Raw genomic sequence first — 26,524 nt, 5'->3', positions numbered from 1 at the left:
AGCGCTGGAGAACGTGGGGCTTTCGCTTCTCGACGAGCACCTCAAACACTGTGTCGCGGGGGCTGTCACCGGGGCGAGCTCCTCCGGCGAGCAAGTAGCGACGGACACCGTGGACGCTAAAGTGGAGGAAGCAATGAAAGCAATCAAAAGAATGGTGAAAAGCTAATGGCCGAAGCAAAGATCTACGACGCAGAACTTAACCCCAGCAAGGACGAAATCGCCCAGAAGTACTCACTGATTGCCAAGCAGCTCGGCTCCTACCGCGCCGTTGACTCCGACGGCAAGGTCGGCATCGAGGTCATCGTGGGCGAAGACTCCGACGGCAACCTCACGCAGCTTGGATTGTCCTACCGCGAAGCCGGCGAGGCACTTGACGACGAGCTGACCCCCATGACGCACTCCGAGCTCGGCGAGCGCTCCGTCGCCCAGCTCACGGCCGATCCCGTCGCCGTGCGCGAAATTATCTCGCTGATCCTGACCGGCGGCCACGGCGCCGACTTTTCCACCGGCGAGCCTGTCTTCGACGTCTACGGCACGGGCACCAACCCCGACGCCAAGGTCACCTCTGTCGATGTGCAGGAACACAACACCTACACCTCCCTCGGCGAGGTCGAGGTCGACGGTGAGGAAAAAAAGTTCCAGCTGCGTATCCAGAAAAGGGTCGTGCCCCAGCAGCTCGCCACCGAGGACGAGCTCGCCCTGGTCAAGGAAGGCGGAATCACCCTGATCCGTCTCGAGCTCTGGCGCTAGCTAACGATCTCCTTGCCAAACGGGAAGCAGGTCACCGGGATGAGCTTCAGGTTCGCCCAGGCCAGCGGGAGGCCGATGATGGTCAGAGCCTGCACCACCGCGGTGGCCACGTGGCCGAGGGCGAGCCACAGGCCAGCGACGACGAACCACACGACGTTGCCGATCGTGCTGGCCGCACCCGCATCCACTTGCACGACCTCGCGGCCAAACGGCCAGAGGACGTAATTGGCAATGCGGAACGACGCCACCCCGAACGGGATGGTGATGATGAAGATGCACGCGATCACCCCGGCGAGGATGTAGGCGAAAAATAGCCAGATGCCTGCGGTGATTAGCCAAATGATGTTAAGGATTACACGAATCAGACCCATATCCTCGACACTACTTGCAGCGCGTGGCCGGTGAATCCGGTTGCGCGCCCTTTCACCAGCGTGCGAGCCTAGATGGCATGGATGTGATCCCTCACTCACACTTGGGCACCCCCGATAACCCCTCGCCCGCGGCCCACGACGCCGTCGCGGTCTGGGCTGCCGACGAGGCAGCTCAGCTCGGCCACGACGACCTCGCCTACTCCGCGCGGGAGCTGGCGGCGGTCTACGGTGACCAGGTGCGAGCGCAGCGCGCGATGCTACTCGCGTACGAGCACGACCGCTGCCTCGGTCTTGCGAACGTGGAGTTGCCTTTAGCCGACAACCGTCACATGATCGCGGTCGACTTCCGCCTGCGTCCCGAGGCCCATGGAGAGGGCGTGATGGATGCGCTACTTGCCGCAATAGGTAACCACGCAGACGACGATCGCAGCACGCTTTTGTGCTGGACCCCGCCAACCCGGCTGTCCGACACCGGGTTGACGCCGAAAACGGGAACGGGGACACTTCCCCGCACCCCGAGTAGCGATTGGTTTGCAGCGCGCGGGTTCGCTCTCGAGCAGGTTGAGCTCGTGAGCACGCTGCGCGTCGCCGACGCGGTTGAACGGGCGAATGAGGTGGCGTCGACAAGCCCCGAGTACGACGTCGTCTCCTGGGTCGGCCCGACACCGGAGCGCTGGCGGGAAGCGATGGCGCTGCAACGGGCGTCGATGAGCACGGACGTGCCGCTCGGAGGCATCGACATGGAGCCGGAGGTCTGGGACATCGCACGTCTTCAAGAATTTGAGGCCGTCGAGCGAGCAATGGGCCGGTCGATGGTATGGACGATTGCCGTTGAGCGAGCTACCGGGGAGGTAGCTGCCCACACACTGATCGTGTGTCCGGAGGCTGGCCGCACCGACGTGGGCTTTCAGGGAGACACCCTGGTTCGCCCCGCCCACCAAGGGAAACGGCTTGGCTTGCGGGTAAAGGCCGCGAATCTGCGTCAGCTCGCCGCCGCACACCCGGGCGTGGAACGCGTTTACACCTGGAACGCCGGAGAAAACCAGTGGATGCTGGCGATTAACGAGCAGCTCGGCTTCGCACCAGCTGCGGCGGTGGGCTGTTGGCCGCGGGGCGTCGACAAGCGAGCGGATTAGTCCCACCAAAAGTCCCAGTCGTCCTGTCCCCTGCGCAAAACGGGCGAATAGTTGTCGACGCTATCCCAGCCTTGCTCCAGAATGTCGGGGGCGAACACGCACGCGGCGAGTCGCCGGAGGACACCTCCACCATCCGGCACGTCGTCCACCTGATCAGAGCTGGAGATCGGGCCTTCGACGACGAGCGGCCAGAAACCGAGCTGCGGAACCTCCCTTTCAGATGTCAGGCGAGGTCCGCGAGCCTCGGGTCAGGATCGAGGTGAAATCCCGCCGTTACCTCGCGTCGCTCGGGCATTGAGACAACCCGGGGCAGGGGATGAAAGCCGGCGTCAGCGAGAAGCGACGCGAGCGCGTCGATGCTTCCGGGGTGTTCGCAGAGCAGTTTCTGAGATGGGTGCGCGTCGCGGGGCACTGTTTCATTCCCCCAAAAACCAAGAAAAGTGCAGGGTGCACAAGGGGCTTTACCCTGCACACCTCGGAAAAACCCCGCCTACACTTCGCGGACAAACACGGTTAAAAGTGGGCCCTCCGGGGCTCGAACCCGGGACCTGCGGATTAAAAGTCCGTAGCTCTACCAACTGAGCTAAAGGCCCGACGCACACATGGTAGCGGGTCACCTCTAGTGGTTTGAAATCGGGCTGGCCCCGAGGAGTGCGCCCCGCTCTCCGGGTGGGTTGAGCGGGGCGTCGATAAGCGATGGCGAGCTTTTAGCCCTCGGTCTTCATGGTTCCGGTCTCAAGCGAGCGGATGTGGAAGTCGAAGGCGTGGCGCAGATCGTGCGGGGTCTGCTGGAACTTGGAATTCCCGGCGCGCTCAACGTACTCCTCGAGCAGCGGTCGGTAGGAGGGGTGCGCGATCGAGATCATCTTGGCCACGCGATCGCGCGGGGCCAGGCCGCGCAGGTCGGCCACGCCGTACTCGGTGACAAAGACCATTGCGTCGTGCTCGGTGTGGTCCACGTGCGAGACGAACGGGACGATCGCGGAGATCGCGCCACCCTTCGCCTCCGACGGGGTGATGAAGGAGGAGACAAAGGCGTTGCGGGTGAAGTCACCGGAGCCACCCAGGGCGTTCATCAGGCGCGAGCCGTTGATGTGGGTCGAGTTGGCGTTGCCGTAGATGTCAGCCTCGATCAGGCCGTTGGTGGCGATCAGGCCGACGCGGCGGATCACTTCGGGGTGGTTGGAGATCGACTGCGGGCGCAGAATGATGGAATCGCGGTAGCGCGACGCCTCGTTGTTCATCTTTTCCGCGTACTCCGGCGACAGGGAGAACGAGGTGGCGGAGGCGACGGTCATCTTGCCGGCGTCGATGAGATCGACCATGCCGTCCTGGATGACCTCGGTGTATGCCTGGATGTTCTCGAACTTGGACTCCATCAGGCCCGCCATCACGGCGTTCGGCACGTTGCCCACACCCGACTGCATGACGTAGCGGTCGTAGGCGAGGCGACCCGCCTTGACCTCGTGCTCGAGGAAGTCGAGGAAGTGGCCGGCGATCTGCTCGGAGACCTCGTCGGGAGCCTTGAACGGGGCGTTGCGGTCGGCAGCGTCCGTCTCCACGATCGCCACGATCTTGGACGGGTCAACCTCGATGTAGGTGGTGCCGATGCGGTCGCCAGCGCCGGTGATCGGGATCGGGATGCGGTTTGGCAGCGGCGGCACGAGCCAAATGTCGTGCATGCCTTCGAGCTCCTCCGACTGCCAGGAGTTGACCTCAACGATAATCTTCTTCGCCGCGTTGAGGAACTCCACGGAGTTGCCGACGGACGACGAGGGCACAATGTTGCCGTCTTCGGTGATGCGCACAGCCTCGACGATGGCGACGTCGAGATCGCCGAAGAAGCCCTGCTCCACCATCATCCCCGAGTGGGAGAGGTGGATGTCCTGGAACTTGATTTCGCCCTGGTTGATCTTGTTGCGCATCTGCGGATCGGACTGGTAAGGCATGCGGTAGCGCAGCGCGTTCGCCTCTGCGAGGACGCCGTCGCACTCCGGTGCCGTCGATGCGCCGGTGAACAGGTCGATGGCGTAGCTCTGGCCCTTGTCGTGGGCATCCTTCGCCTTCTGCGCGATCGCGCCCGGCATGGCCTTGGGGTAGCCCGCTCCGGTAAACCCGGACATTCCCACCGTGTCGCCGTGGTTGACAAACTGCACGGCCTCCTCGGCGGACATCACCTTGTCGCGCAGCGCGGCGTTTGCAATACGTTCAGTCATGGATCAATCCCTCGTTCGGTTATCGTTGGACTCATTAATCCTCCACCTTATGGGGAGTGCGGAGACAATGCCAGGAACAATTTTTGGCCTGCAAAATTTCAGTGCAATAGGCAACGTCAAACGCTTTTCAGGGGTGCCAGAATTGGACTGTCGAGCCGCCCGCGTGGACAATGGAGCGTATTATGACTCAGGCACTGTCGGCACCTCTCGCGCTGCGTATCGGGGACTTCACCCTCAACTCCCCCGTCATCCTCGCGCCCATGGCGGGAGTGACAAACATGCCGTTTCGCGTGCTCTGCCGGGAAATCGAGGAGGAACTGACCGGCACCTCGTCTGGGCTGTACGTGTGCGAGATGATCACCGCCCGAGCACTGGTCGCGCGCAACCAGAAGACGCTGCACATGACCACGTTCGCGGATGTCGAAACCCCGCGTTCCCTGCAGCTCTACACCGTGGATCCGAAATTCACCTACGACGCCGTGCGGATGATCGTCGAGGAAGACATCGCCGACCACGTCGACATGAACTTCGGCTGCCCCGTGCCCAAGGTCACCCGCAAAGGCGGGGGTTCGGCGATTCCGTTCAAGCGGCGCCTCTACGCCAACATTGTCTCCGCGGCTGTGCGCGCCGCCGAGGGCTCCGGGATCCCGATTACGGTGAAGTTCCGCATTGGCATTGACGACGCCCACCACACGCACCTGGATGCCGGCCGCATCGCCGCCGAGGAGGGCGCGGCCGCGGTCGCGCTGCACGCCCGGACCGCCGACCAGCGTTACTCTGGCCAGGCCCACTGGTCCGAGATCCGCCGGCTTGTCGAGCACATGGATGGCTCCGGCGTGCCTGTCATCGGCAACGGCGACATCTTCGCCGCCGACGACGCCGAGAAGATGCTGGAGACCACCAACTGCCACGGCGTCGAAGTCGGCCGCGGCTGTCTCGGCCGGCCATGGCTGTTCGCGCAGATCGGCGCCCAGCTGCGTGGCGAGGAAATCCCGCCGGAACCCACCCTCGGCGAGGTCGCGCGCATAATCTACCGCCACGCTGAATTGCTTGCGCTTCACGACGGCGAGGAGCACGCGTGCCGGGACATTCGCAAGCACACCGGCTGGTACCTGCGCGGTTTTCCCGTCGGCGGCGAGTTCCGCAAGGACCTTGCCCGCGTTAACTCACTTGCTGAGCTCTCCGCCCTCCTTGACACCATCGCGGACTCCACCGAGCGCGCCGAGCACGCCGAGGACGCGCGCGGGCGCCAAGGCTCGTCGTCGAAAGTGGCGCTGCCCGACGGTTGGCTCGACGACCCGGAGGACGACACTGTCCCGGAAGGCGCGGAGATGGACAGCAACGGCGGATAGCCCCGCGCGGTGGGTGGTGCTTGTAAGGTGAGCGATATGCGGACCAACTACAGGGAGCACCTGGACGCGTTCTCGCGCGACCTCATTGAGATGTGTCAGAGCGTCCGCGCGCTGATGGATAACGCCACCATCGCGCTGCTGACACAAAGCCTTGATCACGCCGAGGACGCGCTGTCGTTTTCCGACGGCCTCGACGTGATCCGCCAGCGCTGCGAAACCCGCAGCATGCAGCTCCTCGCCCTCGAAAGCCCTGTTGCCTCCGACCTGCGGCAAGTTGTTTCGTCGATCTACATCGTCGAGGACTTTGAGCGCATGGGCGCGCTGGCGACCCACATTGCCAGGCTCGCCAGGTTGCGCCACCCCCACCCCGTTCTACCTGAGCCCATGGTGGTTCTCGTCGAGGAGCTTGTCCGTCTCGCTCACGAACTGGGGTCGCAGACTGAGGACTTGCTCTACGCCCCCGACGCCGATGCTGCGGTGGGGCTGCGCAACGCCGATGACGAGGTGGACACCATGACCAGCTACATCCTCAACGTTGTCACCAACCGACACTGGGAACACTCCACTCGTGAGGCCGTCGACCTCGCGCTTTTGTGCCGCTACTTTGAGCGCTACTCGGATCACTGCGTCAACGTTGCGGCGAGGACGGTTTTCTTGATTACTGGAATGAAGCCGGAGGCCTACTTAGAGCATCGGCGTTCCGGTGACGGCTTCGACATGAACGAACGTTTCGCGGTGATTGAGCAGCGCTTCGACCGCACCTAGAGACGACCGCACCCCGGGTGCCGCCCACCCGTGTACTGGGTGGACGGCAACCGGGGTGTTCGAGGTTGCTTAAGCGTTTAGCCGAAGCGGCCTGCGATGTAGTCTTCGGTTTCCTTGCGCTCGGGGTTTTCGAAGATGGTGGTGGTGTCGTTGAACTCAATGAGCTGGCCTGGCTTACCGGTTGCCTCGAGGGAGTAGAACGCGGTCTTGTCGGACACACGGGCAGCCTGCTGCATGTTGTGGGTCACGATGACGATGGTGTACTGGTTCTTCAGCTCGTGGATCAGATCCTCGACCGCCAAGGTCGAGATCGGGTCGAGAGCGGAGCAGGGCTCGTCCATGAGGAGAACCTCGGGGCGCACCGCGATCGCGCGGGCGATGCAGAGGCGCTGCTGCTGCCCACCCGAGAGGCCGCCGCCCGGCTTGTCGAGGCGGTCCTTGACCTCCTCCCACAGGTTGGCGCCGCGCAGGGACTCCTCCGCGACCTCCTTGAGCTTCTTGCGGTCACGCTCACCGGAGAGCTTCAGGCCGGCAACGACGTTGTCCTCGATGGACATGGTCGGGAACGGGTTGGCCTTCTGGAACACCATGCCGACCGTGTTACGCACCGACACCGGGTCGATGTTCTTGCCGTAGATGTCGTTGCCATCGAGCAGGATCTCACCCTTGACGGATGCGCCAGGAATGACCTCGTGCATGCGGTTGAGGGTGCGCAGCACGGTGGACTTGCCGCAGCCGGACGGGCCGATGAAGGCGGTGACTGCCTGGGCAGGGATGTTCAGGTTGACGTTCTGCACGGCGTGGAAGTCGCCGTAGTAGATGTTGACGTCGTTGAGTACGAGCTTGGACATCAGTTTCCTCCTGGGAATGTTGGATTCGTGGGTGCGACGATTTACTTTTTGACCGAGAACTTCGAGGCGATGAGGCGCGCGATGATGTTGAGGGAGACGACCATAATCACGAGCGTCAGGGCGGCGCCCCAGAGGCGGTCGTTGGCCGCACCCGTCGCGCCGGACTTCCACATGTCGAGCATGAACAGCGGCAGCGAGGACTGCGGCTGGTCGAACATGCCGAACCAGTTGGTCACCGGCGTGGAGCCGACGAGGATCAGCACCGGGGCGGACTCGCCCATGACGCGGGCCACGGCGAGCATGACGCCGGTGACAATGCCGGACAGGGCGGTCGGCAAAACGATGCGCGCGATGGTCTTCCACTTCGGAACACCCAGGGCGTACGAGGCTTCACGTAGATCCATGGGCACGACGCGAAGCATCTCCTCGGTGTTGCGCACCACGATCGGAACCATCAGCAGAATGAGCGAAAGCGACACGGCGAAACCGGAACGCTGCTGGCCGAGGACCGTGATCCACAGTGCGTAGATGAACAGTGCGGCGACGATCGATGGGACACCGGAGAGGATGTCCACCATGAAGGTGGTGAGCTTGCCCAGGCGGTTACCGTTGGAGTACTCCACCAGGTAGATCGCGGTGAAAATACCGATCGGAATGGAGAAGACCGAGGCGACCAAGGTTTGCATGATGGTGCCGGCAATGGCGTGGAGCGCTCCGCCGCCCTCGGCGCTGTTGCGCACGCCCAGCATGTCCTGGGTCCACCAGTCCACGCTGAAGACGGCGCCAGCGCCACGGGAGATAACCGTGAACAGCAGCCACATCAGTGGGATCAGTGCGATGATCATGCAGGCCCACATGAGCAAGCCCATGATCGAGTTCGTGGTCTTGCGGCCCGAGGAGATTTCAGTAAACGGGGTGCCGTCGCCGGACTCGCCGCGAGCAGGGGTGGTGGTAGCGGTAGCGACGGTCGAAGAACCCGTCGTGGTGCTACGGACAGTCGAGGCATCCGCGGACGCGGAGTGGGAGCCGTTGTTTGGTACTGCGGTACTCATTGTGGCCTCTACCTCCTATTTCTTGTTGACGATCGCGCGGGCGATCGAGTTGACGACGAAGGTCAGGATGAACAGCACCAAACCGGCGGCGATGTAGGCGCCAGCACTGGTCGGGTTGTTGAACTCGGCAGACGCGTTAGCAATGTGGGTTGCGAACGTCGAACCGCCATCGAACAGGGAAGCTCGGAAGACCGGCGACGGCGACACGACCATGTAAAGAGCCATGGTCTCACCGAGGGCGCGGCCCAAGCCGAGCATCGAGCCCGCGATGTAACCGGAGATACCGAACGGGATGACCGTCATGCGGATAACTTCCCAGCGAGTTGCACCCAGGGCCAGAGCAGCCTCGATTTGGCCGGGAGGTGTTTGCACGAAGACTTCGCGCGCGGTGGCGGCGATGATCGGGAGGATCATGATCGCGAGCACGATACCACCGGTGAGCATGTTGCGGCCGGTGTAGTACGAGGGGGTGTTCGGGTACACCGCGAAGAGGAAGAACCCTCCAGCCCAGGAGTGGAGCCAGTTGTAGAACTGCCCGAGGAAGGGGCCGAGCACCTGCGCGCCCCAGAGGCCATAGACGATGGACGGCACCGCGGCAAGCATGTCCACGAGCGTGCCCAGCGGACGCACCAGATTCTTCGGCGCGTAGTTGGACAGGAACAGCGCGATACCAAGCGCGATCGGCATCGCGATGATCAGGGCGATAAGGGAGATCGTCACCGTGGCGAAGAACAGGTTCGGGATACCGAACTTCATCGCGTCCAGGTTCGACGTCTGCCACGGGCCGGAGTAGGTGAAGAAGCCCCAGAGCCCACCCTCGTTGCGAGTAAGCGGGGGGATAGCCTGCAGGAGCAGGAAGAGACCGATCGCGGCGATGATGACCGTGATCAGGGTCGCGGAAGCGGTGGAGAGTATTTGGAAAACTCGGTCGCCGGGACGGATCACACCCGCGCCACGTGCGGGTTCACCAGTGGTCGGGGTGCCCTCCAAGGCGGGGTCTTGGCCCTTCTTAATGGGCGTGCCGGTAGAGCTCGGGATCACGGGATCTACCCTTGTCGCGTGGCCGTTACCAGGCAGTTCATTGTCAGCCATGTTCACGAATCCTTTTAATTGAATTGCAGCAGCAAAGTTATAGCGTGTTTCTATGACATCTGTTAGTCATTGAATGCACATGTCTCGTTAACCGAGCCCATACATGGGTCTGCCCCCACCCGGCGGGTGCCGCGAGGGGGCAGACATTTCCCTGCGAAAGGGAAGGCAGCTTATTAGCTGATGGCGTTGACTGCCTCGCGCAGGCGGTCAGCGTGAGCACCGGTAACCGGGATGAAGCCCTCGGAAGCGAGCTCCTCATCCTGGGAATCAAGGGCGACGTTCAGGAAGTCTTTGACCATGTCGCGGGTCTGATCGTCGTAGCCATCGGAGCAAACGATCTCGTAGGTGGTCAGGATCAGCGGGTACGTGTCAGCACCGTCGGAAGCGAAGAGCTTCTCAGCGTCGACAACCATGTTGTGGCCCTCGGTCTTGAACTCCATGGAATCGAGAGCGTTGCCGACGGTCTCGTCGGAGAGCTCCACCGGGCCGTTGCCGAAGTCGATGTTGGCAGCCTGCTCAGCGAAGCCAGCCTCGACGTAGGTGATGGCGCCCGGGATAGCCTTGACCTGTTCAGCAACACCGGTGGAGCCGTTGGCACCAGCGCCCACGGCCTGCGGGAACGCCTTGCCGGAACCCTCCCACTTGCCGTCGGAAGCGGCAGCGAGGAACTTCTGGAAGTTGTCGGAGGTGCCAGACTCGTCGGAGCGGTAGATAACGGAGATGTCCTGGTCCGGGAGCTCAGCGTCCGGGTTGGACTCGGCGATGGCCGGGTCGTTCCAGTTGGTGATGTTGCCCTGGAAGATGTCAACAATGTTGTCGACGGTCAGATTCAGGCCGTCCACGCCGTCAAGGTTGTAAGCAAGGGCAACCGGGCCGATAACCATCGGGAGGTGCCAAGCTTCGTTGCCGCCGCAGCGGTCAGCTGCCGGCTGGACCTCGTCGTCCTTCAGCGGGGAGTCAGAACCTGCGAAAGCAGCCTGGTTGCCGATGAAGTTCTTGACGCCGGCGCCGGAACCGGTGGCGTTGTACGCCAGGTTTGCGCCCGGGACGGCCTCGGAGTAGCGAGCGCCGAAGTAATCCATGGCGTTCTGCTGCGAGGTGGCGCCCTCCGCGACGAGCTGGCCGGTGGTGCCGGTCAGCTCAGCACCGGAAGCAGACTCGGAAGCCGTAGCGGTGTTGGTCTCGGTGGAGGTCTCAGCGACAGTGGTGCCGTTGGAAGCAGAGTCGTTGGAGTCACCGCAAGCGACGAGGGTTGCGGAGGATGCTGCGACGACACCGACGATGGCGGCGGTGCGCTTAAAGTTGCGAATCACGGGGTACCTTTCCGGTGCGAATTCAGATGAAGAGTTCGAGCATCGGATCCTGGTGGAAAGAGAAGCCCAACTGGATTTTCATGGTCCAGACAGACTTCATCCGATTACTCACACTTGGATAAGGTACGTGTCAACGGTTAACCGTTGGTGTCTAGCGCAATGAACAGTAGGTTAACTTTTGCGGATATTCACATCTTCGCAGCTAGGAGGCGTTTTGTTGGTACACAATATGCTTTTGCACTGTCAGGAACCCGAGATTTTCATACCGCGCCACCGCGGCGTGGTTATCACCCTCGACATAGAGCTTGACCTCGGTAGATCCCTCATCCACAAGGTGACGCAACCCGATCCGCAGCAGCGGATCACCCAGCCCCTTTCGGCGGTAACTGGAGTCTAGCCCCACCACATAAACCTCACCTGTTTCGTCCGGGTGCATTTTCGTCCAGTGGAAGCCCGCAAGGGAGTCACCCTCGTAGAGAAACCTCACCCCTTGCGGGTCAAACCACTTCGCCTCCATCCCGCGGTGCAGCCTGTCCAGATCCCAACCGCCCTGCTCTGGGTGCCATTCGAACGCGTGATTGTTGGCGTCCAACCACGCCTGCTCAACCGTTTCTGTACCCCAGCGCTCTACCGCCTCGGAGTAGCCCAGATCACTTAACCCCTCAGGCAGCTCCACCTTCGCGGCCTCGCGCAGCTCATCGCCGTTAATCGCCATCACCAGCAGCTCACGGGTGACGCCAAGCCCACGGCTCTTCGCCAAGGCGCGAGCGGCCGGCAAGTCCCCGTGTGCCCACAGCCCGGCCTTCGGATTGCGCTCAAGGAGGACGTCGACAAGCTGCGTGCCGATGCCGCGGCCCCGGTGTTCAGGGTCAACGGCGAGCTCTGCGGAGTCGTCCGGGGCGAGCGCTGCGATGGCCACGAGGTCACCGTCGGGGCCCGTGCAGGCGAGGTGGGTGTGCTCCAGGCGGGCGTCGTCAAGCCCTGCGAGAAACTGCTCGGAAAACGCCGCGACCTTATCGTGAGCCTCGACCGTGGTCAGGAGGCTGCGGGCAGAGTCGCCGGGCAATGTCACTTCAGCAATCTTGTTCGTCATAACTTCAGGCTACGGTAGAAATAAAGGCATGAGTGTACTCTCGCGCGTCCGCGGGATCAAAGTGGCCGCCACGATCATCGTCGTGGTGCTGGTCGTGGCTGCCGTGGCGCTGCTCGTGGACACGGCGGCTGCTTCGCGAGTCGAGCGAACCCTCGCCCTTCGCGCCAGCGCCGACGAAAGGCTCTCCGCCACCCCCGACGCTTACGTCGCGGGGTTCCCGTTTTCCCAGGTCGCGGTCACCAGTACGATCCCCCGGGTGTCCGTCTCCGCGCTCGACGCGACGGTTGAGGGCCTCGGCACGGTCAACACCACGGCGGAGGCCTTCGATGTCGATATCGATGCTGAGGCCGCGTTCGCCGGAGAGTTCGCGGGCGCGCACGCCACCATGGTGCGGCGCAAAGTGCGCCTCGACGGTGTCGCGTTCGGCGAGCTGCTCGGCATGACCGACCTCGACATCGCCAACCCCTACAACATCTCTCCCTCGGGCGGCACGGCATCCGAAGCCCAACTCACCGGCACCGTCCCCGGCACGGACGCGCCCAGCACCGTGGTGGTCACCCTTCGCCTCGACGGTTCCACCTTCCAGATGCGGCCGAGCCTGCTTCTCGACGCCCCGCCCGGCGCCGAGGACAAGATCCTCGACGCCTACACCCTCGACCGCGACACCCGCGATCTGCCGCTGGGCGGGCCAGCGGACGCGGTCCTGCTCTCGGGGGGTTCGATCGAGTTTTTCCGCCAGCGCCTCAACGTCACCTTGAGCGATTCCGACCTCGCCCCGCTGCCGCCGGTGAGCTAGCCAGAGGGTAGCGTGGGGGCCATGAGCGAGACGCCGACATCGGATAACACTGCCCGCCTCGACGGCAGCGAGGCCGTCAACTTGGCCGCGGAGCAGTCGAAAAACACCGCCCACCGCAACATCCCCGGCTTCGGGTTCGAGGACTTCCCCCTGGCCGATGACACCGCCAACCTGCGCCAAGGCCCGTCGCTTCACGACGGCCTGCTCGCGCTACTGCCACTGGTCGGCGTGTGGTCGGGCCGCGGCCAGGCCAACGACGGCGGCGAACAGTACGCCTTCGGCCAGCAGCTCGTGGTTTCCCACGACGGGGAGAACTACCTGCGCTTTGAGTCGCGCATCTGGCGCCTTACTGACGACGGTGAACCACAGGGCGCCGACCAGCGGGAAGTCGGCTTCTGGCGGATCTCCCCGTCGGACGAAATGGAGGTCACGCTGACTAACTCGCGCGGCCTCGTGGAAATCCTCTACGGCGAGCCGCTCAACGAGCGTGCCTGGCAGGTCACCAGCGCCTCGACCATCGTTACCGCAACGGGGCCCGCCAAGCACGGGCCCGGCAAGCGGCTCTACGGGTTGATGCCGAACAACAACCTCGGCTGGGTCGACGAGCGCGCCCTCGACGGGGAGCTCGTGCCCTACATGTCGGCCGAGCTCACCCGCGTCGCCGGCTAGTCCAGCGCGGCGCACACGAGAGCGCGGAACTCGCGCTCGCCCTCGGGCGTCGCCGCAAGCGGGCGCCCGTCAAGCTCGGTAACCCGAACTGCTTGGCGCACCGCGCTGACCAGCCACACCGACTCGGCCGCGAAGAGGTCCTCGAGGTACAGGTCCTTCGCCTTGCACCTGTACCCCAACGCGTCGGCGTGCTCGAAGATTGCCCGCTGGGTGGTGCCGGCCACGATGTCGGGCCCTGGCGCTGGCGTGCGCAGCTTTTTGTCCTTGCGGACGACGATCACGCTCGAGGTCGTCGCCTCCAGGACCCGGCCGTCGGCGGAGTCGACGTAAATCACCTCGTCGGCGCCGCGCGACTTGGCCCAGCGCAAGGCCGCCATTGACGCGGTGTAGTTCAGCGATTTCGCGCCCACGTTGAGCCACGGAACCTCGTTCTCGCCGTGGGCGATGGTGTAGCCGCGTGGGGAGCTTAGCGCCTTTACCCCGGTTTCGCGTTGGCGGACAATCGTCTCGTCGATCGGGCGCACCGTCAGCCAGGCCGTGGGCACGCCCGTGCTTTCGCGCCCGCGCGTCATGGTCCAGACGCACTTCGCCTCGGAGCGCTCCCCTTCGGCTTCGCCGCGCTCGCGGTAGTAGTCCTCCACCGCCTGGCGCGTCGCCCTGATCCAGTGATCCACGCCCGGATCAGGCAGATCGAGCGCCTCGGCCGAGCGGCGGAACCGGGCTACGTGCTTGTCCAGGTTCATGGGTTCACCGCTGCGGATCAGAAGAGTTTCGAAGATCCCATCGCCCCGGGTCACCCCCGCGTCGTCCCAGAACACGTGTGCCATGTTGGCGTTTTGTCTGCGCACGGAGCCTCCAAACGGTTCCACGAGGTAGATCACCGGCTGCGGAGGAATGAGCGAGGAAGCCATGATGCCCCATTATGCACGTAGGATGGGGCCCGTGGAAACTCCTAGCCAGTACCGTTCAGTCCTCCTTGACACCCCCGGAGCGGCCGAGCTGCCCGAGGCGGAGACCTCGCTTATCGACGCCAGGGGCGTCGCGTGGCACTACGGCGACCCTCTCGGGGAGCAGCGCGCCCTGTCGCGCGGCCCAATCGTGATCGACCGCTCGCACCGCAAGGTCATCGCCGTGAGCGGCCCGGACGCCCCCACCTTCCTCAACAACCTTTTGTCGCAGAAGCTTGTCGACGCCCCCGAGGGGTTCGCGGCCTCCGCACTCGACCTCGACATCCAGGGCCACATCCTGCACCACGCCGACGTCTCCTACGCCAACGGCGTGTACTACCTCGACACGCCCGCCCACCAGCACGAAACGTTGATCGCCTTTTTGACCAAGATGGTGTTCTGGTCGCAGGTAAGCATCAACGACACCGAGCTCGGCGTCCTCACCGTGGTGGGTGACGCACCCGCCGTGGCGGAGGCGGCCGTGACCAGGACGCGCCCGTGGGGCGAGACACAGCGCACCGATGTGCTCGTTGAGCGCGGACGCGTTGGGGAGGTCGTCGACAAGCTGCGCGATCAAGGGGTGAGGCTGGCCGGCTTGATGGCCTTCACCGCGCTGCGCGTACGCGCCGGTGAGCCCGAGCTGCGCGCGGACCTCGACGAGAAGTCCATCCCCCACGAAGCGCCCTCGCTGATCAACCGCGGCCCGTACGTAGGCGCCGTTCACCTGGCAAAGGGCTGCTACCGCGGCCAGGAAACGGTCGCGCGCGTGGAAAACCTCGGCCGCTCACCACGGCTTTTGGTCATGCTCCACCTCGACGGCTCCGCCCCCGTCGACCCGGTGCCGGGCGCGGCAATCACGCTCGCGGGCCGCGGCGTCGGTCGCCTCGGCACGGTCGCCCACGACGCGGACTACGGCCCCATCGCACTGGCTCTGGTCAAACGCTCCGCGCTCAACTCCGCCGACCTGAGCATCAGCGGCGAGGTGGATGTCTCGGCGGCCATCGACCCGGATTCCCTGCCGCTCGACGAGGGTGAGAAAGCGGGGCGCGAGGCAGTCGAAAGGTTGAGGTCCAACCAGTAGATCCGCCTATATCCCCAGGTTAAAGGGCGGTTAAGATTTTTCTCACGCGACAGGCTATAGTGTCCCACAGGACTATATTGATACGAAGATGAGTGGCCACCCGTGATGAGCGGGTCGCCCAATGAACCACCTCAAGGGGGTCACGCCATGGGTCGCGGACGCGCCAAAGCAAAGCAGACCAAGGTCGCTCGCCAGCTCAAGTACCAAACGCCTGAAATGGATCTCGATTCGCTCCAGCGCGAACTCGCAGGCCAGTCCCCGGCCCGCGGCTACGGCGACACCGAAGAAGAGGTAGATGACCGCTTCGCTGATTACTCCGAATGGGACACGGACGGCCGTAGCTAGCCATGTAGCGCTTACCCGCTCGCACCCGCCCCCGAAAACAATTGGGGGCGGGTGCGGGCGCTTCCGGCTAGAACTGTGGGTGGTTGCCGGACAAGACCGCGCGGGCGGTTTCACCCTCGCCGCTGGCACGCACCTCGCCGAGAACCCAGCTGTCAATGTGGCGGGCCGCCAGGATCGCCAGCGCGCGGTCCCGATCCTCCGGGGCAACGACGGCGACCATACCCACACCCATGTTGAACGTCTTCTCCATCTCCTCCCGAGCAACGTCGCCCACGGACTGGATGAAGGTAAAGATCGGTGCCGGCGTCCAGGTCGCGCGGTTCATCTCGGCAACCTTGCCCTCGGGGATAATGCGCTCCATGTTGCCCACGAGCCCGCCGCCGGTGACGTGGCAGAAAGTCCGCACCAAGCACTCCGCGGCCAGCGCCAGGCAGTCCAAGGCGTAGATCCTCGTCGGCTCCAGCATCTCCTCGCCGAGCGTTCGGCCCAACTCCTCGACGTGGCCGTCGAGCGGAAGCCCGGCGCGCTCCAGGAGCACGTGGCGGGCCAGGGAGTAACCGTTGGAGTGCAAACCCGACGACGCCATGGCGATGACGACATCACCCTCGTGAACCCGATCCGGGCCCAACAGCTCGTCGGCCTCGACCACGCCGACAGCAGTGGCGGAGACATCGTAGTCCTCCGGATTCATCACACCCGGGTGCTCTGCAGTCTCCCCGCCGAGCAGGGCGCAGCCCGCCTGAACGCAGCCCTCGGCGATCCCCTCCACGATCTGGGCCACCTTTTCCGGCACGACCTTGCCAATGGCGATGTAGTCCTGCAGGAACAGGGGCTCGGCGCCGCACACAACGAGGTCGTCGACGCACATCGCGACCAGGTCAATCCCGATGGTGTCGTGCTTATCCATCGCCTGGGCGACGGCGAGCTTGGTGCCCACCCCGTCCGAACCTGCGGCCAACAGCGGCTCCCGGTACTTCCCCAGCGCGAACAGCCCGGCGAAGCCGCCCAGCCCGCCGCGCACCTCGGGGCGCGAGGCCCGCTTTGCTAACGGCGCGAACAGCTCGACCGCCTTGTCGCCGGCCTCAATGGACACGCCCGCGGACTCGTAGGAGACTGGGCCGCCCTCGGCGCTGTGGTTGGTCGTCATGGCTAGTGTTCACCTTTCTGCATGCGGCGGACGAGCTCGGCGTTGGGGTTGCCCTCCGGCAACCCCAGCGGGTAACTGCCCGTGAAGCAGGCGGTACAGAGATTGTCCGCAGGCTGCCTCGTGGACGCGATCATGTCGTCGGTGGACACAAACGCCAATGAATCTGCCCCGATCATAGTGCGGATCGAATCGCGCGCTGCCTCGTCGTCGAATCCGCTGCCGTTGTTGGCGATCAGCTCGCCCGGGCTGGCGAAGTCAATGCCATAGAAGCACGGCCACTTCACCGGCGGCGACGCGATGCGCACATGCACCTCGGCTGCGCCCGCCTCGCGCAGCATCTTGATCAGCTTGCGCTGCGTGTTGCCCCGCACGATCGAATCGTCGACCACGATGAGGCGCTTGCCCTCAATGATCTCGCGCACCGGGTTGAGCTTCAGGCGCAGGCCGAGCTGACGCAACGTATCGGAGGGTTGGATAAAGGTACGGCCCACGTAGGCGTTCTTCATCAACCCCTGCTTGAACGGGATACCCGACTCCTCCGCGTATCCGATCGCCGCAGGAGTGCCCGATTCCGGAACCGGCATCACCAGCTCACCCTCGACCGGGTCGACGTGGGAGAGGCGCTTTCCAATCTCAATGCGCGTTGCGTGCACCGAGCGCGACGCAATCACGGAGTCCGGGCGCGCGAGGTAGACGTACTCGAACACGCAGTGCGCCTTCGGCGTCTCGGCGAAGCGCTCGATGTGCACGCCGGTCTCGTCGATAGCAATCAGCTCGCCGGGTTCGACGTCGCGCACGTACGTTGCGCCGACGATGTCCAGGGCGCACGTCTCGGAGGCAATGACCCAGCCTCGTTCGAGCCGGCCCAACGACAACGGGCGCACGCCGTGCGGGTCGCGGGCGGCGTAGAGCGTGTGCCCGTCTGTAAACATGAAGCAGAAGGCACCCTCGATGGTGGGCAGGAGGGTGCGGGCGGCGTCGAGAAGCGAGCTGTCGTCGCGGATCGCGTCGGTGAGCAGCGCGGAAACGACCGCGGTGTCCGAGGATGAGCCCTGGCCCTCCACACCCTGCGGCGGAATCAGCTTGCGTTCAATCGCCCTGGCCTGCAGGTCCTGGTAGTTGGTCAGGTTGCCGTTGTGCGCCAGCGCCACATCCGTGCCGTTCGGCGAGGTCCGAAACATCGGCTGGACGTTTTCCCAGCTATCGCCACCGGTTGTGGAGTAGCGGGTATGGCCGACCGCGACGTCGCCCTGCAGGGCGTCCAAGATGGATTCATCAAACACCTGGGAGACAAGTCCCGTGTCCTTGAACACCACGATCTTCTCGTGGTCGCCCACTGCGATGCCCGCGCCCTCCTGGCCGCGGTGCTGCAGGGCGAAGAGCCCGAAATAGGCGAGTTTGGACACGTCCTCCCCGGGAGCCCACACGCCGAAAACGCCACATTCGTCGTGGGGAATGTCCTCGTGAGTTTCCTGAGTACTCAAGGTTTGCACGTGCCCTACCTTAACGGATTACCCCACCTGTAGAGCAATCACGGGAAGCGCGCTCGCGATCTCCCCCGCGCGGGAACCCGAAGCCTCAATGCGGCCATCCGCGAGCGCCTCGGCGAAGGACTCAAGCCCGGTCGCTACCTTCAGCCACGTCTCCGGGTTCATCTCCACCACGTTCGGCGGTGTGCCGCGGGTGTGCCGCGGGCCGGAGACGCACTGCACCGCCACGAACGGCGGGACCCGAAGTTCGACCGCGTGGCCAGGTAGTTCGTCGGCAAGCGTGCGGGCCGTCGTGCGGCAGGCGTCGGCAAGCAGCGGGCGCTTTGGCGTTGCTGTGACCTCGCCGCGCAGCCACTCGGCCACCGCCTCGACCGCCAGCCGCGTGGTGTGGGGATCGCTCTTACGCGCACTCATACGCGACATACTAATGTGTTCAATCATGGAATCCCCCGTTGCTACGACGAAATCCCCCTTTGTCACCCTGCGCTTTATGGCCGCGCCTGACGACGTCATCCTTGCCGGCGCCCAGGGCGTATCCGGCGGGCGAGTCCTCGAATGGATCGACAAGGCCGCCTACGCCTGCGCCGTTCAATGGTCGGGAACCTACTGCGTTACCGCATACGTCGGGCACATCCACTTCACACGCCCCATCCCCTCCGGGCACCTTGTCGAGGTGCGCTCGCGCATCGCCATGACGGGGCGCACCTCCATGCACATTGTCAACGAGGTGCTCTCCGCCGACCCGCGTGAGGGCGTGTTTACCCGCGCCTGCGACTGCCTAGTCATCTTCGTGGCCAAAGACCCGAAGACGAACGAAACCATGCAAGTTCCCACCTTCGTGCCCTCGACGGACGAGGAAGAGCGAGTGCTCGACGCCGCCCTGTCCCGTATCGAGCTGCGCAATGCGATCGAAGCGGAGATGAAGGGGCAGACCTACACCGATGACTCGACCGCGCCACGCCTGATCCACCGCTTCTTGGCCAAACCGACAGACATCAACTGGGGAGGCAAGGTTCACGGCGGCAGCGCCATGGAGTGGATCGATGAAGCGGGCGTGGCGTGCACGATGGAGTGGTCCGGCGAGCGCACCGTGGCCGTGTACGCGGGGGGCATCCGCTTCAAAAAGCCGATTTCCATCGGCGACTTGGTGGAGGTTGATGCCCGGATCACGCGCACCGAAGCCCGCTCGATGCAGCTAGTCATCCAGGTACGCTCCGGCAACCCGCGCGGCGGCCGCGAAGCCCTCACCCCCGCAATCCACGCGACCTTCACCTACGTCGGCGTCGACATTGACGGACAGCCTCTGGCTGCACGCCAGTACACCCCGGTTACCGACGAGGACAAGCGGCTCTGGGAGCACACGCAAAAGCTCAAAGACCTGCGCCAGGAGTACGCCCCGATGCCGCTGGTGCGCCCGTCGGACGCCCAGCAGCGGCTGGACTAGGCGGGGTCGAGCTCGACCCGGATTTAAACCGGGGAGTTCGGCGCAAGGGCGTGGTCGAACAGCCCCGGCAGGGTTGCACTCCACGCCTCGGCGAGCTGCGCGATCGACACTGTTTCGCCGGCCACGGTGATCTCCCCGGTTTCGTTCGTCGAGCCGAGGACGGCCACCGGAATTCCCGCCGCGGTGGCGCTGTGCACCGCGATGTCGACTCGGTCGGCGGTGACGGCGACGAGGACACGCGACGCGGACTCGGAAAACAGCGCGGTGAACGCGTCTTCGTGCACCCCGGTCACGTCCAGCTCGGCACCCTTGCCGGAGCCGAGCAGCATCTCAAACACCGCCTGAGCCAGCCCGCCCTCCGAGAGGTCGTGCGCTGCGGAAATCCCCTCGCTGTCCGCGAAGAACTGGGCGAGGCGCTGCTCGTTGGCAAGGTCGACCTGCGGCGGCAGACCGCTCAGCCCCCGGCCGGAGACCTCCTGCCACACGGAACCGCCGAACTCGTCGTGGGTGTGCCCCAGCAACAGAAGCTTGAAGTCCGACTGCGCGGTGCTGTCCGGGGGCTGTGGCAGGGCGTGCCCGATGGTCTGCTCGACGTTGTCGATAACGCCCAGCACACCCACAACGGGCGTCGGCAGGATCGGGGTGTCGCCCGTTTGGTTGTAGAATGACACGTTGCCGCCGGAGACCGGAATCCCCAGTTCGACGGCGCCGTCAGCGAGCCCGTGAACAGCCTCACGGAACTGCCACATCACGTCCGGGTTCTCCGGGGATCCGAAGTTCAGGCAGTTCGTGATGGCCACGGGGCGCGCCCCGGTCACCGCGACGTTGCGGTACGCCTCCGCGAGCGCGAGGCGCGCGCCCATGTTCGGGTCGAGGAAGGTGTAGCGTCCCGAGGCGTCCGCGGACACGGCCACGCCGCGGTTGCTCTCCTCGTTGATGCGCAACACGCCGGAGTTGGCGTGCTGTGCCTGCACGGTGTTGCCGCGCACGTAGCGGTCGTACTGCTGGGTGATGAAGTCGCGCGAGCACAGGGCAGGCGAGGCCACCATGCGCAGCCACGCGTCGACGAGCGCAACGGATTTGTCTACCTCGGCGGGCTGTTGCACGTCGTCCTGCCACGCGGGGCGGGCCCACGGGCGGTCGTAGACGGGGGCCTCGTCGGCGATCGTCGACGGCGGAGCGTCCACCACGACCTCACCCTGGTGCGACACGATCAGGCGGTCCGCCTCACCGGTGACCTCGCCGATCACGGCGGCGTTGACGTCCCACTTCGCACAGATAGCCATGAAGCGCTCGACATTGTCGGGCTCGACCACCGCGCACATGCGCTCCTGCGATTCGGAGGCAAGGATCTCCGCCGCGGTCATGTTTTCGGCACGCAGCGGTACGGCATCGAGATCTACGCGCATCCCGCCGTCACCCGAAGCGGCCAGCTCGGAAGTGGCGCACGCCAGGCCGGCGCCGCCGAGGTCCTGAATGCCCACGACCACACCAGAGTGGTAGAGCTCGAGGCAGCATTCAATGAGGACCTTCTCCGCGAACGGGTCGCCGACCTGGACGGCCGGCAACTTGCGCTCCGCGCCGTCTTCAAAGGACTCCGACGCGAGCACGGACACGCCGCCAATGCCGTCAAGGCCGGTGCGCGAGCCGAAGAGAATCACCTTGTTGCCGGCTCCCGAGGCAAACGCGAGCTTGAGGTCCTCGACCTTGAGCGTTCCCACGCACAGGGCGTTGACCAGCGGGTTGGACGCGTAGGTTTCATCGAAAACCGTTTCGCCGCCGATGTTGGGAAGCCCCAAGCTGTTGCCGTAGCCGCCGATACCCGCAACCACGCCCGGCAAGACGCGCTTGGTGTCTTGCGCATCGGCGGGGCCGAAGCGCAGCTGATCCATCACGGCAATCGGGCGCGCGCCCATCGCCATGATGTCGCGGACGATGCCGCCCACGCCCGTCGCCGCTCCCTGGTAGGGCTCGATGAAGGAGGGGTGGTTGTGCGATTCGACGCGGAAGGTCACCGCGTCCCCACCCCCGATGTCCACCACGCCAGCGTTTTCACCGATCCCGGCGAGGAGCTTGGAGCCCATTTCCTCTGTCATGGTCTCGCCGAAGTAGCGCAGGTGCACCTTCGAGGACTTGTACGAGCAGTGCTCTGACCACATAACGGAGTACACCGTCAGCTCCGCATCGGTGGGGCGACGCCCGAGGATTTCGACGATGCGCTGGTACTCGTCGTCTTTCAGCCCCAGTTCGCGGAACGGCTGGGCGTGGTCAGGCGTCGCCTTCGCGTTGTCGACGGTGTCGTTGTGCACGGTCATCCTTACTTACGCTCCGATCGAAGAGATGGCGGACAAAAACAGGCCCAGGCCGTCGGTGGACGGGCCGGTGAGCGTCTCGATGGCATGTTCCGGGTGGGGCATGAGCCCGACAATGCGCCCGGTGTCGTTGGTCACGCCCGCGATGGAGTTGATCGAACCGTTGAAGTTGTCGGTGTAGCGGAAGACAACCCGGCCCTCCCCTTCCAAGCGCTCAATGGTTTCGGGGTCAGCCTGGAAGCGCCCCTCGCCGTGCTTGGCGGGGACCAAAATTTTGGAGCCCGATTCAAAAGCTGAGGTCCACGCCGTGGTGTTGCTCTCCACCGTCAGGTACGTATCGATGCAGTGAAACAGCAGGTTCTGGTTGCGGGTCAGTGCGCCCGGCAGCAAGCCTGCCTCGGTGAGGATTTGGAAGCCGTTGCAAATCCCGAGCACGGGCATGCCCTTTTTCGCCGCCTCAATGACGGCGCCCATCATCGGAGCCTGCGCGGCAATTGCGCCGGAGCGCAGGTAATCGCCGTAGGAGAAGCCACCGGGGACAACGACTGCATCCACGCCGGTGAGGTCGCTGTCGGCGTGCCACAGCTCGATAGGTTCCGCCCCCGCGAGGCGTACGGCGCGCAGCGCGTCGACGTCGTCAAGCGTGCCCGGAAAAGTGATGACCCCGATAGAAGCCGTCATCGGACTACCTCGAAGTCCTCGATAACGGTGTTGGCGAGCAGGGTCTGCGCGACGCGCTCGAGTTCGGCGTCAGAGACGGAATCGTCGACCTCGATTTCGAAGCGCTTGCCCTGGCGAACATCGGCGACGCCACTCACCCCAATCCGGCCGAGTGCGCGCAGGACGGCTTGGCCCTGGGGATCAAGAATCTCTGCCTTCGGCATGACATTTACAACGACACGTGCCATGGGGGGTCCTTCGCTCTAGGGGAGGTCATTCGACCCGCTCAGTATAACGAACGCGCGGACACGCCTGAATTCCCCGTTTTGCGCGGCCACCCAAATGGTTGCGCCGCGCTTTATTACACCCAGGTAAACGCCCGGAGAACTCTTATTTTTCACCCAGCGAACCCATAAGTACCCGGCTACTTTTACCGAGGAATTGTTATTCGCCTCCCCCGACTCACAAGCCAAGGACAACCGATGTCATTTAAACGCGTTCTCAGCACTGCTGTCTCCATTGCCATCGCCGCAGGCACCGTCTCTGTCATCGCCCCGGGCGCGAGTGCCGCGCCCGACGGCTCCGGAATTGTCATCAACGAGGTCTACGGAGGGGGTGGCAACAAAAGCTCTGTTTTCAACAACGATTTCGTCGAGCTATACAACCCGACAAACTCTCCTTTCGACGTCACGGGGTGGACCATCGAGCAGCGCTCTGCCAGCAACCGCCTCGGCGGTACCGCCACGCTCAGCGGCATTATCCCGGCCGGTGGCTACTTCCTGGTCCAAGGCGCGGCGGGCAGCAACCAACCCGGCGTCCTGCCAACCCCGGACAACACCTCTACGTTGGGATTTTCCGGCTCCACCGCAGTCGCGGTGCTTTTCGACGCCTCCCGCACCACGGTCGACCTCGTTGGCTGGGGCGATGCCACCGCGTTCGAGGGCAACCCGGCGGGCGCGACCACAAACGCCACCTCCATTCAGCGCGTGAGCGCCGGGGTAGATACGGATAACAACGCCGCCGATTTCACGGTGGGCGCTCCGACACCGATGAACTCCAGCGCGACTGGCCCCGTGGATCCTGAGGATCCGCTCGATCCTGTCGACCCCGTCGAGCCCGGCACGGTAACCCCGATCGCCCAGATCCAGGGCACCGGCGACGTCTCCCCGCTTGACAAGCAAAACGTGGTTACCGAAGGCGTCGTCACGGCGGTGTACGACGAGGGCGGCAAGAACGGCTTCTACCTGCAGACCGCAGCTTCCGGCACCGAGGAGAAAAAGCCGGGTGACGCCTCCGACGGCATCTTCGTCTACATGGGCTCGCGCTCCGACTACCCCGCAATGGGCGCATCCGTGCGCGTTGCGGGTGCGGTCAGCGAGTTCTACGGGGTTACGCAAATCACCGCATCTTCGGTGACCGTGCTTGATGCTCCGCTGGTTGCTCCGGCGGCGATCGAAATCCCCACCCTGCCGGCCGGCAACGAGGCCCGCGAGCCCTACGAGGGCATGCTCGTGCGCCCCGTTGGGGACTACACGGTAACCAACAATTACTCCCTGAACCAGTACGGCGAGGTGGGCCTCGCCCCCGGCGCCACCGCACACCGCACCCCCACCGACGTGGTGCTGCCCGGCACGGAGGCTAACGAGCTCCAGGCGATGCAGGACGCCGAGGTTGTCTACCTCGACGACGGCCGCACCCGCGACTACCTGCGCAATGACCAGTACACCCCGCTGCCTTACCTGGTGACCTCGGACCAGGGCATTAATTCCCTGCGCACCGGCGACCAGGTCGATTTCCAGACCGATGTCGTGGTGGATTTCTCGCACAACTTCTGGCGCTTCCAGCCGCTGGAGCCGATCACCGGCAAGAACGCGGCCGGCGAGCTGCCGATTGCGTGGCAGGACTCGCGCGCGGCGACGCTCGCCGTGCCTGATTCGGTGGGCGGCGAATACTCCATCGCGTCGTTTAACGTGCTTAACTACTTCACCTCCCTCGGCGAGGATGTCGCAGGGTGCAACTCGTACAAGGACATGTACGGCAACCCGGTAACCGCTCGCGACTGCGATGTGCGCGGTGCGTACTCGCAGCAGGCGTTCGAGGACCAGCAGGCGAAGATCGTCAACGCGATCAACCGCCTGGATGTCAGCGTTCTCGGCCTCGAGGAAATCGAGAACACCTACGCCGTCACCGGCGATGTCGCACGCCGCGATGAGGCTCTGGGCAAGCTTGTCGACGCCCTCAACGCCGCCGGCGGCAACTGGGCCTACGCCGAGTCCCCGGCCGAGCTGGGCACCGACGAGGACGTGATCCGCGTGGCGTTCATCTACAACGAGTCCGAGGTGGAGCCGGTTGGGGCTTCGCGCATCTTCGACGACCCCGCGTTCACCGGCACCGCACGCCAGCCCCTGGCCCAGGAGTTCAAGCCGGTTGGCGCGGACGACTCCAAGAGCTTCGTGGCGATTGTCAACCACTTCAAATCCAAGGGGTCCGTCGCGAACGGCGATGCGGACACCGGCGACGGCCAGGGTAACAACGCTCAGGTGCGCGTCGCGCAGTCCACGGCCCTGATCGACGCGCTCAAGGAACAGGACGACTGGGCCAACAAGCCGACCTTCATCGTGGGCGACCTGAACTCCTACTCCAGGGAGGACGCCGTGCGCTACCTCGAGCAGGAGGGCTTTAGCAACATCGCTTCTCGACGCGAGTTCGATAACGCCTCCTACCAGTTCGCCGGCCAACTGGGCTCCCTCGACCACGTCATGGGCAACGCGGCGGCGACGGCGCTCGTCCAGGACGCCGCTGTGTGGAACATCAACGCCGACGAGTCGATCGCCTTCGAGTACTCCCGCCGCAACTACAACGTCCAGGACTTCTTCGAGGCCAACAACCCCTTCCGCTCCTCCGACCACGACCCGGTCAAGGTCGGCTTCAACATCGAGGCAACCGCCGTTGAACCCACCAAGACACTGGTGCGCGTCGAACTCACCGACAACGGAGACCTCGTCGCGGTCTACACCGACGGTTCCGTCGAGACCCGCGAGGTGCTCGGCAACGTTCAGGGACAGGATGGTTCCGACGGCCGTGGCGTAGAGAAGTTCGAGATCAATTTCGCCGGTGAACTGGTGGTCACCTACACCGACGGCACCACTGAGAACCTCGGTGAGATCACGGGCGAAAAGGGTGAGCCGGGGCAGGACGGTCGCGGCATCGAAACACTCGAGATCAACGACGCCGGTGAACTGGTGGTGACCTACACCGACGGCACCACTGAGAACCTCGGCAAGGTCACCGGCGACGAGGGTGAGCCGGGTCAGGACGGTTCCGACGGCCGCGGTGTAGAGAAGTTCGAGATCAATTCGGACGGCGAGCTGGTGGTCACCTACACCGACGGCACCACTGAGAACCTCGGTAAGGTCACCGGCGACCAGGGTGAGCCGGGGCAGCCGGGGCAGCCCGGTGAGCCGGCGGGCCCGTCTTCCGGTAGCTCTAGCGGAATTCTTGGCGGGATCATCGGTGCGCTTGTGGGCGCAACCGGCGTCGTCGCACTGATCGTGGCGGTGGTGAACTTCCTCTACCCGGGTGGTGCCTCAGCTATCCTCGCCCGTATGGGCCTGTAAAACCCCGCGGACTCCGCCGTTGCAG

General features: G+C 64.4%; 24 protein-coding genes and 1 tRNA gene. 10 read left to right on the top strand and 15 right to left on the bottom strand.

Translation table 11 applies throughout. The annotated features are described in order from the left end of the window. The first annotated feature begins 165 nt into the window (after positions 1 to 165). Positions 166 to 750 carry a CG0192 family protein gene (locus HMPREF0298_RS07990; protein ID WP_006840647.1) on the top strand — a complete coding sequence of 195 codons (585 nt, stop codon included), beginning with the start codon at positions 166 to 168 and terminating at the stop codon, positions 748 to 750. Here HMPREF0298_RS07990 and HMPREF0298_RS07985 read toward each other — a convergent pair. Further along, positions 747 to 1,121, bottom strand: a complete 375-nt coding sequence (locus HMPREF0298_RS07985; protein ID WP_006840646.1) for a YccF domain-containing protein — start codon at positions 1,119 to 1,121, stop codon at positions 747 to 749. The two genes, HMPREF0298_RS07990 and HMPREF0298_RS07985, sit on opposite strands and share 4 nt — an antisense overlap. 77 nt (positions 1,122 to 1,198) lie before the next feature. Here HMPREF0298_RS07985 and HMPREF0298_RS11625 point away from each other — a divergent pair, with 77 nt between their 5' ends. Then, the gene (locus HMPREF0298_RS11625) at positions 1,199 to 2,257 is read left to right on the top strand and encodes a hypothetical protein (RefSeq protein WP_006840645.1); all 1,059 of its coding nucleotides are present in this window, start codon (positions 1,199 to 1,201) and stop codon (positions 2,255 to 2,257) included. Between the two features lie 520 nt (positions 2,258 to 2,777). On the opposite strand, the gene HMPREF0298_RS07975 is transcribed toward HMPREF0298_RS11625, so the two are convergent. Both HMPREF0298_RS07975 and scpC read right to left on the bottom strand, forming a co-directional pair. Then, positions 2,778 to 2,850, bottom strand: a tRNA-Lys gene (locus HMPREF0298_RS07975). A 114-nt stretch (positions 2,851 to 2,964) separates the two neighbouring features. Next, on the bottom strand, positions 2,965 to 4,473 hold the full coding sequence (gene scpC / locus HMPREF0298_RS07970) for a succinyl-CoA:acetate CoA-transferase ScpC (protein ID WP_006840643.1): 1,509 nt from the start codon (positions 4,471 to 4,473) through the stop codon (positions 2,965 to 2,967). 182 nt (positions 4,474 to 4,655) lie between these two features. Here scpC and dusB point away from each other — a divergent pair, with 182 nt between their 5' ends. Next, the gene (gene dusB / locus HMPREF0298_RS07965; protein WP_040422849.1) at positions 4,656 to 5,825 is read left to right on the top strand and encodes a tRNA dihydrouridine synthase DusB; all 1,170 of its coding nucleotides are present in this window, start codon (positions 4,656 to 4,658) and stop codon (positions 5,823 to 5,825) included. Between the two features lie 36 nt (positions 5,826 to 5,861). Beyond that, on the top strand, positions 5,862 to 6,590 hold the full coding sequence (locus tag HMPREF0298_RS07960; RefSeq protein ID WP_006840641.1) for a phosphate signaling complex PhoU family protein: 729 nt from the start codon (positions 5,862 to 5,864) through the stop codon (positions 6,588 to 6,590). 77 nt (positions 6,591 to 6,667) lie between these two features. On the opposite strand, the gene pstB is transcribed toward HMPREF0298_RS07960, so the two are convergent. The 5 genes from pstB to mshD all read right to left on the bottom strand — a co-directional run bounded on the left by pstB (position 6,668) and on the right by mshD (position 11,991). Next, positions 6,668 to 7,441 carry a phosphate ABC transporter ATP-binding protein PstB gene (pstB, locus tag HMPREF0298_RS07955; RefSeq protein ID WP_006840640.1) on the bottom strand — a complete coding sequence of 258 codons (774 nt, stop codon included), beginning with the start codon at positions 7,439 to 7,441 and terminating at the stop codon, positions 6,668 to 6,670. Positions 7,442 to 7,482: 41 nt separating this feature from the next. Then, positions 7,483 to 8,493: a phosphate ABC transporter permease PstA gene (pstA, locus tag HMPREF0298_RS07950; protein WP_040422847.1), complete on the bottom strand. Its 1,011-nt coding sequence runs from the start codon at positions 8,491 to 8,493 to the stop codon at positions 7,483 to 7,485. 15 nt (positions 8,494 to 8,508) lie between these two features. Next, entirely contained in the window at positions 8,509 to 9,585 is a 1,077-nt protein-coding gene (gene pstC, locus HMPREF0298_RS07945; RefSeq protein ID WP_006840638.1) for a phosphate ABC transporter permease subunit PstC, read from the bottom strand. A gap of 173 nt (positions 9,586 to 9,758) precedes the next feature. After that, the gene (gene pstS, locus HMPREF0298_RS07940) at positions 9,759 to 10,898 is read right to left on the bottom strand and encodes a phosphate ABC transporter substrate-binding protein PstS (RefSeq protein ID WP_006840637.1); all 1,140 of its coding nucleotides are present in this window, start codon (positions 10,896 to 10,898) and stop codon (positions 9,759 to 9,761) included. A 202-nt stretch (positions 10,899 to 11,100) separates the two neighbouring features. Next, positions 11,101 to 11,991 carry a mycothiol synthase gene (mshD, locus tag HMPREF0298_RS07935; protein ID WP_006840636.1) on the bottom strand — a complete coding sequence of 297 codons (891 nt, stop codon included), beginning with the start codon at positions 11,989 to 11,991 and terminating at the stop codon, positions 11,101 to 11,103. Positions 11,992 to 12,019: 28 nt separating this feature from the next. On the opposite strand from mshD, the gene HMPREF0298_RS07930 reads away from it, so the two are divergent. Both HMPREF0298_RS07930 and HMPREF0298_RS07925 read left to right on the top strand, forming a co-directional pair. After that, on the top strand, positions 12,020 to 12,787 hold the full coding sequence (locus HMPREF0298_RS07930) for an LmeA family phospholipid-binding protein (protein ID WP_006840635.1): 768 nt from the start codon (positions 12,020 to 12,022) through the stop codon (positions 12,785 to 12,787). Positions 12,788 to 12,808: 21 nt separating this feature from the next. Continuing rightward, a complete protein-coding gene (locus HMPREF0298_RS07925) occupies positions 12,809 to 13,456 on the top strand; it encodes a heme-binding beta-barrel domain-containing protein (protein ID WP_006840634.1) in 648 nt (215 codons plus the stop codon). Here the strand turns inward: HMPREF0298_RS07925 and HMPREF0298_RS07920 are convergent. After that, a complete protein-coding gene (locus tag HMPREF0298_RS07920) occupies positions 13,453 to 14,367 on the bottom strand; it encodes an aminodeoxychorismate lyase (RefSeq protein ID WP_040422845.1) in 915 nt (304 codons plus the stop codon). The genes HMPREF0298_RS07925 and HMPREF0298_RS07920 overlap by 4 nt on opposite strands. A gap of 22 nt (positions 14,368 to 14,389) precedes the next feature. Between HMPREF0298_RS07920 and ygfZ the strand changes: the two genes are divergently transcribed. After that, positions 14,390 to 15,484, top strand: a complete 1,095-nt coding sequence (gene ygfZ / locus HMPREF0298_RS07915; RefSeq protein ID WP_040422843.1) for a CAF17-like 4Fe-4S cluster assembly/insertion protein YgfZ — start codon at positions 14,390 to 14,392, stop codon at positions 15,482 to 15,484. Between the two features lie 147 nt (positions 15,485 to 15,631). Next, positions 15,632 to 15,829, top strand: a complete 198-nt coding sequence (locus tag HMPREF0298_RS07910) for a DUF3073 domain-containing protein (protein WP_006840631.1) — start codon at positions 15,632 to 15,634, stop codon at positions 15,827 to 15,829. A gap of 67 nt (positions 15,830 to 15,896) precedes the next feature. Here the strand turns inward: HMPREF0298_RS07910 and purM are convergent, their stop codons facing one another. The 3 genes from purM to HMPREF0298_RS07895 are packed head-to-tail and all read right to left on the bottom strand — an operon-like array spanning position 15,897 to position 18,880. After that, complete coding sequence (gene purM / locus HMPREF0298_RS07905; protein ID WP_006840630.1) at positions 15,897 to 16,976, bottom strand: phosphoribosylformylglycinamidine cyclo-ligase; 1,080 nt, start codon at positions 16,974 to 16,976, stop codon at positions 15,897 to 15,899. Positions 16,977 to 16,978: 2 nt separating this feature from the next. Continuing rightward, positions 16,979 to 18,469 (bottom strand): amidophosphoribosyltransferase, encoded by a 1,491-nt coding sequence (gene purF, locus HMPREF0298_RS07900; RefSeq protein ID WP_006840629.1) that lies wholly within the window; start codon positions 18,467 to 18,469, stop codon positions 16,979 to 16,981. An 18-nt stretch (positions 18,470 to 18,487) separates the two neighbouring features. Then, positions 18,488 to 18,880: a sterol carrier family protein gene (locus tag HMPREF0298_RS07895; protein WP_040422916.1), complete on the bottom strand. Its 393-nt coding sequence runs from the start codon at positions 18,878 to 18,880 to the stop codon at positions 18,488 to 18,490. Between the two features lie 25 nt (positions 18,881 to 18,905). On the opposite strand from HMPREF0298_RS07895, the gene HMPREF0298_RS07890 reads away from it, so the two are divergent. Beyond that, positions 18,906 to 19,910 carry an acyl-CoA thioesterase gene (locus tag HMPREF0298_RS07890; protein ID WP_006840627.1) on the top strand — a complete coding sequence of 335 codons (1,005 nt, stop codon included), beginning with the start codon at positions 18,906 to 18,908 and terminating at the stop codon, positions 19,908 to 19,910. A gap of 23 nt (positions 19,911 to 19,933) precedes the next feature. On the opposite strand, the gene purL is transcribed toward HMPREF0298_RS07890, so the two are convergent. From purL to purS, 3 genes are read right to left on the bottom strand one after another with little or no spacing between them, the layout of a single operon-like run. Next, complete coding sequence (purL, locus tag HMPREF0298_RS07885; protein WP_006840626.1) at positions 19,934 to 22,225, bottom strand: phosphoribosylformylglycinamidine synthase subunit PurL; 2,292 nt, start codon at positions 22,223 to 22,225, stop codon at positions 19,934 to 19,936. Between the two features lie 6 nt (positions 22,226 to 22,231). After that, positions 22,232 to 22,903: a phosphoribosylformylglycinamidine synthase subunit PurQ gene (gene purQ / locus HMPREF0298_RS07880; RefSeq protein ID WP_006840625.1), complete on the bottom strand. Its 672-nt coding sequence runs from the start codon at positions 22,901 to 22,903 to the stop codon at positions 22,232 to 22,234. Beyond that, positions 22,900 to 23,130, bottom strand: a complete 231-nt coding sequence (gene purS / locus HMPREF0298_RS07875; RefSeq protein ID WP_040422841.1) for a phosphoribosylformylglycinamidine synthase subunit PurS — start codon at positions 23,128 to 23,130, stop codon at positions 22,900 to 22,902. The genes purQ and purS overlap by 4 nt, the downstream gene beginning before the upstream one ends. A 234-nt stretch (positions 23,131 to 23,364) precedes the next feature. Between purS and HMPREF0298_RS07870 the strand changes: the two genes are divergently transcribed. After that, positions 23,365 to 26,499, top strand: a complete 3,135-nt coding sequence (locus HMPREF0298_RS07870; RefSeq protein WP_006840623.1) for an ExeM/NucH family extracellular endonuclease — start codon at positions 23,365 to 23,367, stop codon at positions 26,497 to 26,499. The last annotated feature ends 25 nt before the right edge of the window (positions 26,500 to 26,524 follow it).

The organism is Corynebacterium lipophiloflavum DSM 44291, assembly GCF_000159635.1.
Taxonomy (GTDB): domain Bacteria; phylum Actinomycetota; class Actinomycetes; order Mycobacteriales; family Mycobacteriaceae; genus Corynebacterium; species Corynebacterium lipophiloflavum.
This window is presented reverse-complemented; position numbering and strand designations above follow the sequence as displayed.

Excerpts from the sequence above, each read along its gene's own strand:
- HMPREF0298_RS11625 (WP_006840645.1), top strand. The coding sequence starts at position 1,199 with ATGGATGTGATCCCTCACTCACACTTGGGCACCCCCGATAACCCCTCG.
- HMPREF0298_RS07990 (WP_006840647.1), top strand. The coding sequence starts at position 166 with ATGGCCGAAGCAAAGATCTACGACGCAGAACTTAACCCCAGCAAGGAC.
- HMPREF0298_RS07890 (WP_006840627.1), top strand. The coding sequence starts at position 18,906 with ATGGAATCCCCCGTTGCTACGACGAAATCCCCCTTTGTCACCCTGCGC.
- scpC (WP_006840643.1), bottom strand. The coding sequence starts at position 4,473 with ATGACTGAACGTATTGCAAACGCCGCGCTGCGCGACAAGGTGATGTCC.
- pstA (WP_040422847.1), bottom strand. The coding sequence starts at position 8,493 with ATGAGTACCGCAGTACCAAACAACGGCTCCCACTCCGCGTCCGCGGAT.
- pstB (WP_006840640.1), bottom strand. The coding sequence starts at position 7,441 with ATGTCCAAGCTCGTACTCAACGACGTCAACATCTACTACGGCGACTTC.
- pstC (WP_006840638.1), bottom strand. The coding sequence starts at position 9,585 with ATGGCTGACAATGAACTGCCTGGTAACGGCCACGCGACAAGGGTAGAT.
- ygfZ (WP_040422843.1), top strand. The coding sequence starts at position 14,390 with ATGGGGCCCGTGGAAACTCCTAGCCAGTACCGTTCAGTCCTCCTTGAC.
- HMPREF0298_RS07870 (WP_006840623.1), top strand. The coding sequence starts at position 23,365 with ATGTCATTTAAACGCGTTCTCAGCACTGCTGTCTCCATTGCCATCGCC.
- HMPREF0298_RS07910 (WP_006840631.1), top strand. The coding sequence starts at position 15,632 with ATGGGTCGCGGACGCGCCAAAGCAAAGCAGACCAAGGTCGCTCGCCAG.
- HMPREF0298_RS07985 (WP_006840646.1), bottom strand. The coding sequence starts at position 1,121 with ATGGGTCTGATTCGTGTAATCCTTAACATCATTTGGCTAATCACCGCA.
- purS (WP_040422841.1), bottom strand. The coding sequence starts at position 23,130 with ATGGCACGTGTCGTTGTAAATGTCATGCCGAAGGCAGAGATTCTTGAT.
- purL (WP_006840626.1), bottom strand. The coding sequence starts at position 22,225 with ATGACCGTGCACAACGACACCGTCGACAACGCGAAGGCGACGCCTGAC.
- dusB (WP_040422849.1), top strand. The coding sequence starts at position 4,656 with ATGACTCAGGCACTGTCGGCACCTCTCGCGCTGCGTATCGGGGACTTC.
- HMPREF0298_RS07925 (WP_006840634.1), top strand. The coding sequence starts at position 12,809 with ATGAGCGAGACGCCGACATCGGATAACACTGCCCGCCTCGACGGCAGC.
- HMPREF0298_RS07930 (WP_006840635.1), top strand. The coding sequence starts at position 12,020 with ATGAGTGTACTCTCGCGCGTCCGCGGGATCAAAGTGGCCGCCACGATC.
- HMPREF0298_RS07920 (WP_040422845.1), bottom strand. The coding sequence starts at position 14,367 with ATGGCTTCCTCGCTCATTCCTCCGCAGCCGGTGATCTACCTCGTGGAA.
- HMPREF0298_RS07895 (WP_040422916.1), bottom strand. The coding sequence starts at position 18,880 with ATGAGTGCGCGTAAGAGCGATCCCCACACCACGCGGCTGGCGGTCGAG.
- purM (WP_006840630.1), bottom strand. The coding sequence starts at position 16,976 with ATGACGACCAACCACAGCGCCGAGGGCGGCCCAGTCTCCTACGAGTCC.
- HMPREF0298_RS07960 (WP_006840641.1), top strand. The coding sequence starts at position 5,862 with ATGCGGACCAACTACAGGGAGCACCTGGACGCGTTCTCGCGCGACCTC.
- purQ (WP_006840625.1), bottom strand. The coding sequence starts at position 22,903 with ATGACGGCTTCTATCGGGGTCATCACTTTTCCGGGCACGCTTGACGAC.
- mshD (WP_006840636.1), bottom strand. The coding sequence starts at position 11,991 with ATGACGAACAAGATTGCTGAAGTGACATTGCCCGGCGACTCTGCCCGC.